The sequence below is a fragment of the Eubacterium ramulus genome, from assembly GCF_003122485.1.
Classification (GTDB): Bacteria; Bacillota; Clostridia; order Lachnospirales; family Lachnospiraceae; genus Eubacterium_I; species Eubacterium_I ramulus_A.
The window spans coordinates 1-12,846 of the sequence record NZ_JRFU01000106.1 but is presented as its reverse complement, the minus strand read 5'-3'; the positions used below and the strand labels follow the sequence as shown (position 1 = coordinate 12,846).

General features: G+C 43.3%; 14 protein-coding genes. All 14 read right to left on the bottom strand.

The window, feature by feature from the left end:
• Positions 1-2: 2 nt before the first annotated feature.
• The 14 genes from LG34_RS09375 to sigK all read right to left on the bottom strand — a co-directional run bounded on the left by LG34_RS09375 (position 3) and on the right by sigK (position 12,622).
• Positions 3-389, bottom strand: a complete 387-nt coding sequence (locus LG34_RS09375; RefSeq protein WP_109215845.1) for a hypothetical protein — start codon at positions 387-389, stop codon at positions 3-5.
• Positions 334-813 carry a hypothetical protein gene (locus LG34_RS09370; protein ID WP_022036567.1) on the bottom strand — a complete coding sequence of 160 codons (480 nt, stop codon included), beginning with the start codon at positions 811-813 and terminating at the stop codon, positions 334-336. The genes LG34_RS09375 and LG34_RS09370 overlap by 56 nt, the downstream gene beginning before the upstream one ends.
• 236 nt (positions 814-1,049) lie before the next feature.
• A complete protein-coding gene (locus tag LG34_RS09365; RefSeq protein WP_109215844.1) occupies positions 1,050-1,895 on the bottom strand; it encodes a sigma-70 family RNA polymerase sigma factor in 846 nt (281 codons plus the stop codon).
• A gap of 48 nt (positions 1,896-1,943) precedes the next feature.
• Positions 1,944-2,273: a hypothetical protein gene (locus LG34_RS09360; RefSeq protein ID WP_109215843.1), complete on the bottom strand. Its 330-nt coding sequence runs from the start codon at positions 2,271-2,273 to the stop codon at positions 1,944-1,946.
• Between the two features lie 40 nt (positions 2,274-2,313).
• A complete protein-coding gene (locus LG34_RS09355) occupies positions 2,314-2,889 on the bottom strand; it encodes a sigma-70 family RNA polymerase sigma factor (protein ID WP_021738777.1) in 576 nt (191 codons plus the stop codon).
• Positions 2,883-3,284 (bottom strand): zinc-finger-containing protein, encoded by a 402-nt coding sequence (locus LG34_RS09350; RefSeq protein ID WP_021738776.1) that lies wholly within the window; start codon positions 3,282-3,284, stop codon positions 2,883-2,885. The genes LG34_RS09355 and LG34_RS09350 overlap by 7 nt, the downstream gene beginning before the upstream one ends.
• A 591-nt stretch (positions 3,285-3,875) precedes the next feature.
• A complete protein-coding gene (gene tsf, locus LG34_RS09345) occupies positions 3,876-4,805 on the bottom strand; it encodes a translation elongation factor Ts (protein WP_109215842.1) in 930 nt (309 codons plus the stop codon).
• A 55-nt stretch (positions 4,806-4,860) separates the two neighbouring features.
• Complete coding sequence (rpsB, locus tag LG34_RS09340) at positions 4,861-5,595, bottom strand: 30S ribosomal protein S2 (protein WP_109215841.1); 735 nt, start codon at positions 5,593-5,595, stop codon at positions 4,861-4,863.
• A 188-nt stretch (positions 5,596-5,783) separates the two neighbouring features.
• Positions 5,784-6,566, bottom strand: coding sequence for a GTP-sensing pleiotropic transcriptional regulator CodY (gene codY / locus LG34_RS09335; protein WP_109215840.1), 783 nt, complete (start codon positions 6,564-6,566; stop codon positions 5,784-5,786).
• Between the two features lie 221 nt (positions 6,567-6,787).
• The gene (gene topA / locus LG34_RS09330; RefSeq protein ID WP_109215839.1) at positions 6,788-8,866 is read right to left on the bottom strand and encodes a type I DNA topoisomerase; all 2,079 of its coding nucleotides are present in this window, start codon (positions 8,864-8,866) and stop codon (positions 6,788-6,790) included.
• A 32-nt stretch (positions 8,867-8,898) separates the two neighbouring features.
• Positions 8,899-10,143, bottom strand: coding sequence for a DNA-processing protein DprA (gene dprA, locus LG34_RS09325; protein ID WP_109215838.1), 1,245 nt, complete (start codon positions 10,141-10,143; stop codon positions 8,899-8,901).
• Between the two features lie 2 nt (positions 10,144-10,145).
• Positions 10,146-11,675 carry a YifB family Mg chelatase-like AAA ATPase gene (locus tag LG34_RS09320; RefSeq protein ID WP_109215837.1) on the bottom strand — a complete coding sequence of 510 codons (1,530 nt, stop codon included), beginning with the start codon at positions 11,673-11,675 and terminating at the stop codon, positions 10,146-10,148.
• A 79-nt stretch (positions 11,676-11,754) separates the two neighbouring features.
• Positions 11,755-11,919 (bottom strand): helix-turn-helix domain-containing protein, encoded by a 165-nt coding sequence (locus tag LG34_RS09315; protein WP_109215836.1) that lies wholly within the window; start codon positions 11,917-11,919, stop codon positions 11,755-11,757.
• Positions 11,920-11,995: 76 nt separating this feature from the next.
• Entirely contained in the window at positions 11,996-12,622 is a 627-nt protein-coding gene (sigK, locus tag LG34_RS09310) for an RNA polymerase sporulation sigma factor SigK (protein ID WP_109215835.1), read from the bottom strand.
• Between the last annotated feature and the right edge of the window lie 224 nt (positions 12,623-12,846).

The following is a 12,846-nucleotide window of genomic DNA, read 5'->3' as shown; positions in this document are numbered from 1 at the left end:
TTTTAACACATCCGTTTCCATTGTTTAGCCAGCACTCCCTCCTGCTTTAACAGATGCCGCTGTAATTTCAGGAACATCCGTTCCCGCTCAATACCACTGTGGATCTGCTTCCATACAGCCTTCCGATCCCCCTGCTTCGCATAAAACTTCTGACAGGATGACTGCTGACACCGGGCATTACATGCCAACGCTTCATTCACAATCTCCAAAAGATTCAGACAGCGTGAAAAACAGGCATCTTCTCCCGGACGGATCACAAAAAATCCATTAACCCGTATCGAAAGTTTATATCCCTGTCCCAGTAAAAACTGTAGCAATACAGACCATTCATTTTCAAAAAAGCCCAGGCTTGGCTCCAGCATCTGTGCATGTGTTTGTAATGCTTTCATGTTCTAATCCTTCCTCTGCCTTCTGCACGTTATATTCTCCGACCAGACGGTCGATGGTCTCTCTCCATAAAAAAAATTCCAGTTCGATCCGTCTAAAATGTTCCTTCCGGTAGATCATCTGGCAGATTTTTTCCTCTTCCTGTGTGGTCAGGCTTAAAAATTGCCTCATAAACCACTGATATTTCTGCTCATCTTTCAACTTAGGCAGGTGATATTCGGAAAGCATCCGTTTTTGTATGACCTTAATCCGCTGCCGGATCTGCTGCCATAACTGTGCATATGCTCTGGCGTACCTTTGATCCCATTCAAGATTTGGAACAAGCTCCCGGTTTTTGTTCAGGATATAAATCTCATCCTGCAATTTCTGGAAACGCTGCCGCAGATCCATACTCTTGACACAGTCCTGAAAAACCGCATAATCCATGGCATACCCTCCTTTCTCTATGTTAGTTTCATTTATCAAATAAACAGGATTGCTCCCGATTGTAATTGGATTCCGAGCGCAGACAACGCTCCACATGATAAGAAATAGTTCTCGCTATTTTTTAGACGTTCTGTATATACAGAATAGATGACCTCTATTAATAGAAATACGTCAGTTCTTCTTTTTCGGAAACTTAAAACATCCCCTGGCAAAATGCCGGAGGATGTTTCATTCCGTTAGATGATATGTTTTTTTCTCAAAAGCTCTTTGATTGCGATGATTCGCTTGCAGATATACTGCTTGGATACTCCTACACTTTCCGCAATCTCCGAGCGTGTCATGTCATTGTCAGCATACTCAAAAACATAATCGATGATCTGCCGGTCGGTCTCATTCTGAAGCACCTCAATGACCATATTTTCAAATTCACGATTCATCACTTCCTGACACACTTCGGATTCCAGATCATAATCGTATTTCAACTGTTCTGTCCACTTTTCATCGTCATTTCGTGGATGATCCAGAGATTTGATTCTTGCTCTTTGCAATGCTTCCAGCAGATTTCTGGTTACATTTTCGCTTTCCCCGATTATTTCCGCAAGTTCCGCGATCGTAGGTCGCCTTCCATGAAGCAGCTCATAGTCCATGCAGGCACTCTGCAACTGTTGGGTTTTTTTCACGATCCTGGAAGATCGTTTGATCGTTCCATCTTCCGATAGATATCTGGAAACATATTTTCTCACCCAGATGGTTAAGTAAGTCGTAAAACTCGCATTTTTGGTGACATCGAATCGCATGATTGCCTCATACAATCCAAGCATTCCTTCCTGCACGCAATCTTCAATTTCCCCTTCCATATAATCCTTGAAACTGTAATAATGCGAAACAATGTAGAATACATACTTCATATAAGCCAGGTATAAAATATTTCTGGCATCTACATTTCCCGCCTGGGCTTCCGAAACCAAAAGATAGGTATCTTCTTTCGGACTAATATCCGGCACCTGCAATGCCCATAGTGCATAGTCACGTATTTCTCTCTTATGTTGAAAAATAGAGTTCACTTTTTTATTCCCTGCCATTTTTCTCCCTTCCTTCCTTGCGAAACGAATAGAGTTATGATTCTTTTGTTACGAAATCTCCGCTAAAAAATCTGTCTCCATCTTTCGTCTGTCATTCTCATACTGTCGTGTAAAGATCCGCTCTTCCCGGAAAAATTCTGCATGCATTTGTTTTGTAAGTTTGGAAATCTCGCCTAAAAAGTTTTCTGTATAATATTTGCTTTTCACTTCTGGCAGATGATAATCCCATAAGATATGGCTCAATGGTGCTAACGGGATTCCCGTAATATGTGAGACCAGATCCATACTGAAATTCCGGTCAATATATAATTCCGCGATTTCCCGAATAGACCATTTTTCTTTTAATCGGTACATTACTTTTCTATACGGATTCGCCATTTTTACTCCTTTTCATACTAAATCATAAAATCATTTCTAGTCATTTGAGATTATGATAACCATACCAGGCAAACATCACCGGCAACTTCAGTTTGTCTGCTGCACGCCGCATACTTACTGTAATATAGCTGGTAGTTATGCCAAGTTCTTTCGCTGTTTCTGCTTTTGAAATCCCTCGCACCTCATTACAGATTGCAAGGATTCCATACTGTATCGTTTTTGGAGCATCCATATATACCTTCATCATCTCCTTTTCTACTTCCAGATAGTCCACCGCAAACTCCGCTGCACGTAATTCACTTTCTACATCCTGTCTACATGACAACTGTTCCTCTAATTTATTGCTTCCATATTCCTGGTATATATTCCGGTTTTTCCGAAAAATACTCATCAAACGATGCCTGATTCTGCTATAAGCGTAATTATGGAGACTTTTTCCTTTTGTGTGATCATACGAATCTACAGACTGTAAGTATTCAATATACGCCTCCTGATAAAAATCTTCTATATCCATATATTTCGCAAATATTGCACTTTTACGAACAATACTTCTGGTCATATATCGGATTTCTTCCATGTTTGCCAATAATTCTTTTTCTGCATTCTTACCTAACATGTTCCGCATCTCCTTTCTAACAAAGATTTCAGAATCTGTTGTACCAGTCGGCAATAATAAATCCCTGAGCTTGCAATGTGTAACTGGTCTCTCTGCAGACCCATCCGGTCTTCCAGGTAACGATAGACGCTATGCTGATCCATACCGCTCTCCACCACTTTTTTGATAACCCTGTGAGCTTCAATCCGCTCATGTCGTAGTTGTGCATCGGCAAGTGTCCCCGCTGGTTTCGTGCTACCTTTGATTGTGCTTACATAAGAATCGCACTGTGGAAATCTTGCGCATGCCCACGCATACCTTTCCGGATGAGTTGCGTCCTTCCCATAGATATCATAAAAATGAACTAATTTTGCTTTACTGCCACAATAAGGACATTTGATTTCTTTTTTTCTCATGTTTTACCTCCTTCACCTCTGCTTTTTTGCCCTCTTCCCGAAAAAATCCAACAAAAAAAAGGACTGATTCATTTTCCTGTATTTTTACCAAGAAAATTTATCAATCCTTATCTTTGAATCTATTCTACCTAATTTGGGTTGTGTCTTGTCAATAGGTTACTTCGTTATTTACAAGAAATTAATTTTTCAAATTTTTCTGGATTGTAGCAATATGGCATCTTTCGTTCATTTTTATCGGATCAGATTTCTCTGATTCCTTAGTGCTATATATACGTCACTTTGTATTTTGCGTCAACTTACCTATTTTCACACAAAAAAAGAGTGTGAAAAACAAATCAATGTTCATTCACACTCTTTATTCATGAGATTGCTTTATAGTCATAAAAATGCGTAAAATTCGCTGAAGGAAGTCGTCTTTTCAATTGACGCAATTCCTTACGCAAACCTGACACAAAAACCTCTGATAATCTACAATAAATTATGATACTTTATGACAAGTACGCAACCTTACATCTTATTCCGAAACCACGCCTAAAATGCAGTAAATTCAAGGTCTTGCAGTGGTTCCTCCATCGGACTTTGCCGACGTACTTATGCGTTCATCTGTGCTGCTACCTCAGCTGCGAAGTCCTCGTTTTTCTTCTCAAGACCTTCACCTGTCTCGAAACGTACGAAACCTGTGATCTTGATGTCAGCGCCAACTTCTTTGGAAACCTGCTGTAAGTATTTAGCAACAGTCTGTTTTCCATCCTCAGCTTTTACATATGGCTGCTCAAGCAGGCATACTTCTTTCAGCTCTTTGTTCAGACGTCCGATGATCATTTTCTCAATGATATTGTCCGGTTTGTCCGGGTTCTCATTTTTAGCCTGAGCAAGAAGGATAGATTTCTCATGCTCTTTGTACTCTTCGCTTACATCGTCAGAAGATACATATTTCGGAGCAAGAGCTGCAACCTGCATTGCTACGTTTGTAAGAGCCTCTTTTACAGCGTCATTAACAACTGCTGTCTCAGCTTTTACAAGAACACCGATACGTCCGCCACCGTGGATATAAGATACGATACATCCGTTCTCCTGTGTCTCTTTCTGGAATCTACGAATATTCAGGTTCTCACCGATAACTGCGATTTTCTCTACAAGAGCATCTTTTACAGTTTTGGAAGAATCTGCATTCCATGTCTCTGCTAAAAATGCATCCATATCAGCTGCATCAGAAGCAACAGCCTGAGCTGCAACAGCCTCTACATACTGCTGGAATGTCTCGTTTTTAGCAACGAAATCTGTCTCAGAGTTAACCTCTACGATTGCTGCTGTGTTGTCACCATCCATAGCGACACGTACAAGACCTTCTGCTGCGATACGTCCAGCTTTTTTCTCAGCTTTTGCCTGTCCGTTCTTTCTTAAGAACTCAACAGCTGCGTCCATATCACCGTTTGTCTCTGTAAGAGCTTTTTTGCAGTCCATCATACCTGCGCCGGTCATTTCTCTTAATTCTTTTACCATTGATGCTGTAATTGCCATGGTTTTATTCCTCCGATTTCATTCATAGTGATGCGGTTCCCCGCAAATCTACAGATTACTCCTCTGTTCCTTCAGCCTCTTCGAAAACTTCCTCGTCAGCCTCTACAGTACCCTGTTTTGCTTCGATAACAGCGTCTGCCATTTTGGAAACGATCAGTTTTACGGCTCTGATAGCATCATCGTTACCCGGGATTACATAATCTAACTCTTCCGGATCACAGTTTGTATCAGCGATACCGATCAGCGGAATTCCCAGTGTGTGTGCTTCCTGAACACAGATTCTCTCTTTTTTCGGATCTACAACGAAGATTGCATCCGGGATTCTGTCCATCTCTTTGATACCGCCAAGGTTTTTCTCAAGTTTATCCCACTCTTTTTTGAGGTTGATAACTTCTTTTTTCGGCAGAACATCGAATGTTCCATCCTCAGACATTTTCTCGATTGCTTTCAGTCTAGCGATACGGCTCTGGATTGTTTTGAAGTTTGTGAGCATACCACCTAACCATCTCTCGTTTACATAGTACATTCCACAACGCTCAGCTTCTGCCTGGATAGCATCCTGTGCCTGTTTCTTTGTACCAACGAAAAGAATTGTACCACCTTCAGCAACGATATCTGCTACTGCATTGTAAGCCTCATCAACTTTACCTACAGATTTCTGTAAGTCGATGATGTAGATACCATTTCTCTCTGTGTAGATGTACGGAGCCATTTTAGGGTTCCATCTTCTTGTCTGGTGTCCGAAATGTACACCTGCTTCCAGTAACTGTTTCATTGAAATAACGCTCATTTTTTTACCTCCATGGTTTTGTCTCTTCCATATGCATCTCACCCGCCGGTTCACCCTGTGGGCACCATCCCGGTTAGTCCGCATATGTGATTAATATAGTATTTATCTAAAAAAGCGCACAAAAAAATTTGTGACTTTTCTCAGACCGATTCAGTATAGCATACTTATAGGTACGCTTCAAGACATTTTTAGTCATTTTTTGCCTTGAGATTGTCTAATTCTTCGAACACTGCATCATTTAATACTTTAATGTAGGTTCCTTTCATTCCTGAGGAACGGGATTCAATGACACCGGCACTCTCAAATTTGCGCAGTGCATTGACGATAACGGAACGTGTGATGCCGACGCGGTCAGCGATTTTGCTGGCAACAAGGATTCCCTCGCGGCCTTCCAGCTCATCAAAAATATGCTCGATAGCATCCAGCTCGGAGTAAGAAAGTGTGCTCAGTGCAGATTTTACAATCTGTTTCTTTCTGGTCTCTTCCTCGTTCTCCTCGTTTACGGAACGCATCATTTCCAGTCCTACGACTGTGGTACCGTACTCGCACAGGATAATGTCATCAATATCAAACTGTGCATTCTGGCGATATACAAATAAAGTACCAAGACGCTCACCTGCAATATCGATCGGTGCGATGGTTGCTGCATAGCCTTTTTCGCTGTCTACCATAAATCCAAGTGTCTCCAGATTTACATTCTCCTTAGTAGAAAGGATACCCAGTAATCTCTCATTTAAAGATGCATCAATATAATTTCCTACCTGATCTGCCAGAAGTTCTGTGATCTCGATCACTTCCGGGCGAAGTCCTGTTCCAAGAACTTTTCCTTTTTTACTGATTACCAGTACGTTCGATGCAAGGATATCTGTCATAACATCACAAATGTCATTAAAAACAACTTTAGACGAATTGTTATTATGAAGCAGTTTTCCGATTTTTCGTGTTTTGTCTAATAACTGTACGCTGCTCATAGCTTCCTCCATATCATTTTTCTTATCTATCACGCCGATTTTTCGGCCAAAAAATAGTGCCAAGATAATTAACAGGCATATCTTAGCACTATTTTTCTGTAAATTCAACAAATTTTATTTAAATCTGTCATATTTTTTCAAATTTCACAAGAAATTTTAAAAATCACAACTTTTTCAGTCATTTTATACATTTAATTTTGTATAAAACTACCCTCGACGTGTTATTCTTCGGAAGTTTCCGGTTTTCCCATAACATAACCGCACTGCTCGTCCGCGCAGACCAGCTTGTTTCCTTTTTCCACCATGTAGCCGCCGCACTGTGGGCACGGGATCTTGGACGGTTTCTGCCAGGACATGAAATCACATTCCGGATTGTTCTCGCAGCCGTAATATTTTCTTCCTTTTTTCGTTTTCTTTAAAACGATATCTTTGCCGCATTTCGGGCAGGCTACGCCGATCTTTTCAAAATACGGTTTTGTGTTGCGGCACTCCGGAAAGCCCGGGCATGCAAGGAATCTGCCGTGCGGTCCGTATTTGATGACCATGTGGCGTCCACACTGTTCGCAGACAACGTCGGTTACTTCATCCTCAATCTTTACTTTTTCCAGTTCTGCTTCTGCCGCTTTTACTGCCGCATCCAGATCCGGATAGAAGTTTCGAATGATCATCTTCCAGTCTACGGTGCCTTCCTCGACTTTATCCAGCAGGGACTCCATATTTGCGGTGAAGCGCTCGTCCACGATCTCCGGGAAGGCTTCCTTCATAATATTATTGACAACCTCGCCAAGTTCGGAAACATAGAGGTTTTTATTTTCTTTTACAATATATCTTCTGCCAAGAATCGTTGTAATAGTCGGAGCATAAGTACTCGGACGTCCGATGCCAAGTTCCTCCAGTGTTTTTACCAGAGATGCCTCGGTAAAGTGTGCCGGTGGCTGCGTAAAATGCTGCTTCGGCTCGATTTCTTCTTTGGTCAGCTCTGAAGTCTCATCTAGTGATTTTGATAAAAATACACGGTCGGATTTTTCCTCATCTAAGGTATAAACAGACATGAAACCATCGAATTTTACCTTGGAAGCAGATACATGAAAACGGTATTTTCCGGCACCAATGGTAACAGATGTGGTCTCATATACTGCCGGTGTCATACAGCTCGCTGCAAAACGGTTCCAGATGAGTTGATACAGACGGAACAGATCGCGGCTTAAAGATTCTTTTACCATAGCCGGTGAACGATTCAGATCTGTCGGTCGGATTGCTTCATGGGCATCCTGGATTTTTGCTGTATTTTTCTTCACATCAGCACTTCCGCCCACATAATCAGCGCCATAATTGCTGCCGATATACTCTGCTGCCGCTGCCTCTGCTTCCTCAGACACACGGGTGGAATCGGTACGCAAGTATGTGATCAGACCAACAGTTCCGCTGCCTTTGATATCCACACCTTCATATAACTGCTGCGCCAGACGCATGGTCTTCTGAGTGGAAAAATTCAGATGCTTACTTGCTTCCTGCTGCAGGGTACTTGTCCGGAACGGAAGTGGCGGCTTTTTGGTACGCTCGCCTTTTTTCACTTCCAGTACTTTATATTCGGAAGACTCGATTTCTTTTAAAATTGCATCTAATTCTGCCTGATTGTGAATCTGGATCTTGCCGTTTTCATCGCCGTAAAATTTTGCAACCAATGGTTTTTTCTCGCCTTTTACGTTTAATACCACATCAATGGTCCAGTATTCTTCCGGAATGAATGCGTTGATCTCGTCTTCACGGTCACAGATGATACGCAGTGCCACAGACTGCACACGACCTGCACTCAAGCCACGTTTTACTTTCGCCCAGAGTACCGGACTGATTTTGTAACCTACCATACGGTCCAGCACACGACGCGCCTGCTGCGCATCCACCAGATTCATATCAATCTCACGTGGATTCTTCAGCGAAGCCTTTACCGCATTTTTCGTAATCTCATTGAATGTAATACGTTTCGCATCTTTGTCATTTAACTTTAAAGCCGTTGCCAGATGCCAGGAAATTGCCTCACCCTCACGGTCCGGGTCAGTTGCAAGATACACTTTATCTGCTTTTTTTACTTCTTTTCGCAGATTTGCCAGAATATCTCCTTTTCCACGGATAGTAATATATTTCGGTTCAAAGTCATTTTCCACATCAAACCCAAGCTGACTTTTCGGCAGATCACGCACATGTCCGTTCGATGCTGCTACCTCGTAATTTTTTCCAAGAAATTTCTTTATTGTCTTAACCTTTGCAGGAGACTCCACGATTACTAAATACTTCGCCATACTTACCTCTTAACCCCTATGTTCTTACTTATTTATATACGTTTACAAAAATAGTTTTGAAAAGTTTCCTGCACCAGTCCGTACCGCTTGAGTTTGTCTAAACTATGCAGTACTGTAATCAGATCCAAACCTGTTTCTTCTATAATATAGTTAATATATCGGCTGTGGAAACCAAGACAACCATACACCAACTTTTCGCTTTTATCAAGGGAAATATTTTTTATTTTTGTCGTTTCTACATTTTTTTCGGGCAAATATCCCAGATTTTGCAAAAAAATATCCAGATCATAGATAATTCCCGCGCCCTGACCAATCAGGGCATTGCATCCGTCGCTCAATACATCTCCGAAGCGCCCCGGCACCGCATAGACATCTTTGCCCTGTTCCAGCGCCGCGTCTGCCGTGATCAGAGATCCACTCCTTTTCTTTGCCTCTACCACCACCAGACTGTCGGACAGGGCACTGATGATGCGGTTGCGCTCCGGGAAGCGATAAGGCAGCGGTTCCGTTCCCGGCGGATACTCCGACAAAATACCTCCGCCGGAAGTCTGGATATTTTCATACAGATTCCGGGCATTTTTCGGATAACAGATATCGCAACCGCAGCCAAGGACAGCAAAGGTGCTGCCCTTCCCCTGCAGGGCACCGGCATGAGAGGCACTGTCGATGCCAAGTGCCATGCCGCTGATCACCTGCACGTCTTTGCCTGCCAGCATTTTGCCAAGCTTTGTGGCGATACTTCTGCCATACTCTGAACACATGCGGGCACCTACGATGCCTACGCTTTTTCTTGCATCTGGCATGGAACCCTTGCAGAAGATCGCATATGGCGGTTGTGCAATGTCTTTTAAGCGCTGTGGATATTTTTTACTTCCAATGGGAAACATCTGGATGTTTTGCCCCAGGAAGCGCTCCCAGGCACGGTTCAGATCTTTTTTGCGGCTTTCCAACAGATGCTGTAGTTCATTGTCGGTAAAAAGGTGCATATTTTTTAAAGTTTCTTCCCGGAGTTCATAGACTGCCTGTGCACTGCCGCATAATTCACGGACTTGGATTCGTTTGCTGCTGTTGATATTTGTCAGAGAGGCTAACCAGAAATCATACTTTAGATCATTTTTCCTTTGATTCTCTGCTATCTCTCCCTGTTTTTCGCTCTTTTCTATCTTCTCGGGAAATTCTCTACTTTGTCTTTTTTCAGAATCTTCTCTGGCTTCCTTTTCTTGGGAAAACCTTTGTGTATGATCAAAAATCTCGTTCTTTTTATTCATTTCACGCATACTTAGTCCCTCCTCCAGTAATTCTTGTCCGGATTTCGGAACATAAAAGCTTCTTCCAGATGTCCCCACTGAATATTTTCCGCTCCTTCCATATCTGCAATGGTGCGGGCCGTTTTCAGGATTTTCCCATAAGTGCGGGCACTTAAATGATATTCCTCATACTTGTCCTGCATCCGCTCCGCGGACTCCGCATCCAGCGCGCAGAATGTTTCCAGATCTTCCATGTTCATCTGACTGTTAAACCGATATTTTCTGCCTTCGAACCGCTCCCGTTGAATTTCATGCACCCGTTCTACCCGGGCACGGATCACCGCACTGCTTTCTTCCTCTCGCATATCCACCATCGTTGTGTAGCGAACTTCTTCTGTTTCCACACACAGGTCAATACGATTCAAAAATGCCTGTGAAATGCGGCTGATGTAGTTTTTGATCGCCTGCGGCCTGCAGTTACAGCGATCCAAATTAGGGTAGAAACCACATGGACAAGGATTTGTAGATGCCACCAGCATAAAATCCGCCGGATAGACAAAACTGCCTCCTACCCGGGAAATGTGGACTTTCTTTTCCTCCAACGGTTCCCGCAATACATCTAAAATTCCCGGTTTAAACTCCGCCAGTTCATCCAGAAATAAAATTCCATGATGCGCCAGACTGATTTCTCCGGGATGCGGCTGCTTTCCGCCGCCCACCAGAGCCTGCGCCGTCACCGTATGGTGCGGACTGCGAAAGGGGCGTTCATTCTGAATGATACGTTCCTGATCCAGCAGACCACAGAGCGAATAAATCTGAGAAAGTTCCAGTTTTTCCTCCCGGCTCAGTTCCGGCAAAATCGTTGGAATCCGTTTCGCTGCCATGGTCTTTCCGGAACCCGGCGGCCCCATCATCAACAGATTGTGCATGCCGCTGACGGCGATCTCGCAGGCACGGCGCAGCATCGGCTGTCCCCGCAATTCCGAAAAATCCACATCATACTCTGTCTTCCAGATTTCCTGCTGCTCCCGGTAAAAACAGGTCTCCGGCAGTTCCTGCTGACAAATCTGTACGAATTCTTTGAGATTTTTCACCGGAATGACTTTTACGGTATCTAAAATTGCTGCTTCCCGGGCATTCTCCCACGGCACCACAATCCCCTGCATGCCTTCTTTCTGTGCCAGTACTGCTGCAGACAGTACGCCTTTGGTTGGCAAAATACTGCTATTTAATCCAACCTCTCCAAGCAGCAGATAATTACTTAAAATATGCTCATCCAGAAAACCAAATGCTGCCAGAACAGACGCTGCCATGGGCAGATCACACCCGGTGCCAGATTTTCGCACATCCGCCGGTGTCAGATTAATGGTAATCTTCTTGGCTGGCAGACGAAATCCTGCGTTTTTCAGGGCAGTACGCACCCGCTCTCTGGCTTCCTTTACCTCTGATGTCAAAAATCCCACCATATCAAAGGAAGGCATGCCGTCACTGACATCCGTTTCTACCTTCACCGGAAGCGACTCAAAGCCACAAACTACCGCTGTTTTAATTACACTATACATATATTCATTTTTCCTCTTTTCGTATACGGAAAAATCCGGCGATTGCCGAAAAAAGTAAAAAGTAAGATAAAAGACATGTTTACTGTAGCATATCTGTACCAAAAAGTCCATCTTGAAATTCTTCTTCCACATACTGGATATGTTTTGTAACGGTCGAACAGGCACAGGGAATGATATCTGCCGCTTTTTTCAGGCTCTGACAGCGGTATACTGCCAGAATGGTCTCAAGGTGTTCTATTTTCATTTACGCTCTCCCTCAAGCTGTTACTCTTGAAATCTTTTTCTGATTGTAACATATCTTTTCTTTGCTATTAAGCCGATTATCCCTCCACAAACTCCTGCCGTAACTTTTCCAATGCCTTCTTCTCAATCCGGCTGACATAAGATCTGGAAATTCCAAGACCTTTGGCAATTTCCCGCTGTGTGGCAGGTTTTGTGTTGTACAGACCGTATCGCCGCCGAATGATCCAGCTTTCCCGCTCATCCAGCACCTTCGGCAACAGTTCGTATAACCGAAGAATATTTTTCTTTTCTACCACCCGCTCCCACAGCTCTGGTTCGCCGCTCTCTACGATATCCAGCAATTTGATCTGATTGCCTTCTTTGTCCGTTCCGATAGGCTCATAAAGCGATACATCTCTGGCTGTTTTCTTTTTACTGCGAAAATACATCAGCAGTTCATTTTCAATACAGCGGGCGGCATAGGTTCCCAGACGGCTTCCTTTTTCCAGATTGTAGGTTGACACGGCCTTGATCAGTCCGATGGTTCCAATGGAGATCAGATCTTCCATATCTTCCTGCGCGCCCTGATATTTCCGTGCAATGTGTGCCACAAGCCGCAGATTTCGCTCGATTAATACCGATTTTGCCTGCTCGCTTCCGTTTTTCAGCTGCTCCAGATACTGCTTTTCTTCCAACGTACTCAGCGGCGATTGAAATGATTTCAAATCGGCACCTCCGTGTGCGGCCTTTCTATTATTCTATGTCAGGCAGGCTTTTCCCGTGTCTGAAAATCTGTGTGGTTTTCCGGCAATCACAATAATGGGGACTAGCATTTATCTAATTTTCAAAAAAACAAGAACCAGAAACGACCAGTTTTCTGATTCCTGCTTTTATGTCTAAGTATTTATCTCAGTCGAGAAGACTCCCACTTCTGCAAGTGGTGAGTAAT

Bases quoted from the DNA above. Each gene is read 5' to 3' on its own strand.
- rpsB (WP_109215841.1), bottom strand. From the start codon at position 5,595: ATGAGCGTTATTTCAATGAAACAGTTACTGGAAGCAGGTGTACATTTC.
- dprA (WP_109215838.1), bottom strand. From the start codon at position 10,143: ATGCGTGAAATGAATAAAAAGAACGAGATTTTTGATCATACACAAAGG.
- LG34_RS09350 (WP_021738776.1), bottom strand. From the start codon at position 3,284: ATGAGAAAAAAAGAAATCAAATGTCCTTATTGTGGCAGTAAAGCAAAA.
- LG34_RS09315 (WP_109215836.1), bottom strand. From the start codon at position 11,919: ATGAAAATAGAACACCTTGAGACCATTCTGGCAGTATACCGCTGTCAG.
- topA (WP_109215839.1), bottom strand. From the start codon at position 8,866: ATGGCGAAGTATTTAGTAATCGTGGAGTCTCCTGCAAAGGTTAAGACA.
- tsf (WP_109215842.1), bottom strand. From the start codon at position 4,805: ATGGCAATTACAGCATCAATGGTAAAAGAATTAAGAGAAATGACCGGC.
- LG34_RS09365 (WP_109215844.1), bottom strand. From the start codon at position 1,895: ATGGCAGGGAATAAAAAAGTGAACTCTATTTTTCAACATAAGAGAGAA.
- LG34_RS09360 (WP_109215843.1), bottom strand. From the start codon at position 2,273: ATGGCGAATCCGTATAGAAAAGTAATGTACCGATTAAAAGAAAAATGG.
- LG34_RS09355 (WP_021738777.1), bottom strand. From the start codon at position 2,889: ATGTTAGGTAAGAATGCAGAAAAAGAATTATTGGCAAACATGGAAGAA.
- LG34_RS09375 (WP_109215845.1), bottom strand. From the start codon at position 389: ATGAAAGCATTACAAACACATGCACAGATGCTGGAGCCAAGCCTGGGC.
- codY (WP_109215840.1), bottom strand. From the start codon at position 6,566: ATGAGCAGCGTACAGTTATTAGACAAAACACGAAAAATCGGAAAACTG.
- LG34_RS09370 (WP_022036567.1), bottom strand. From the start codon at position 813: ATGGATTATGCGGTTTTTCAGGACTGTGTCAAGAGTATGGATCTGCGG.
- LG34_RS09320 (WP_109215837.1), bottom strand. From the start codon at position 11,675: ATGTATAGTGTAATTAAAACAGCGGTAGTTTGTGGCTTTGAGTCGCTT.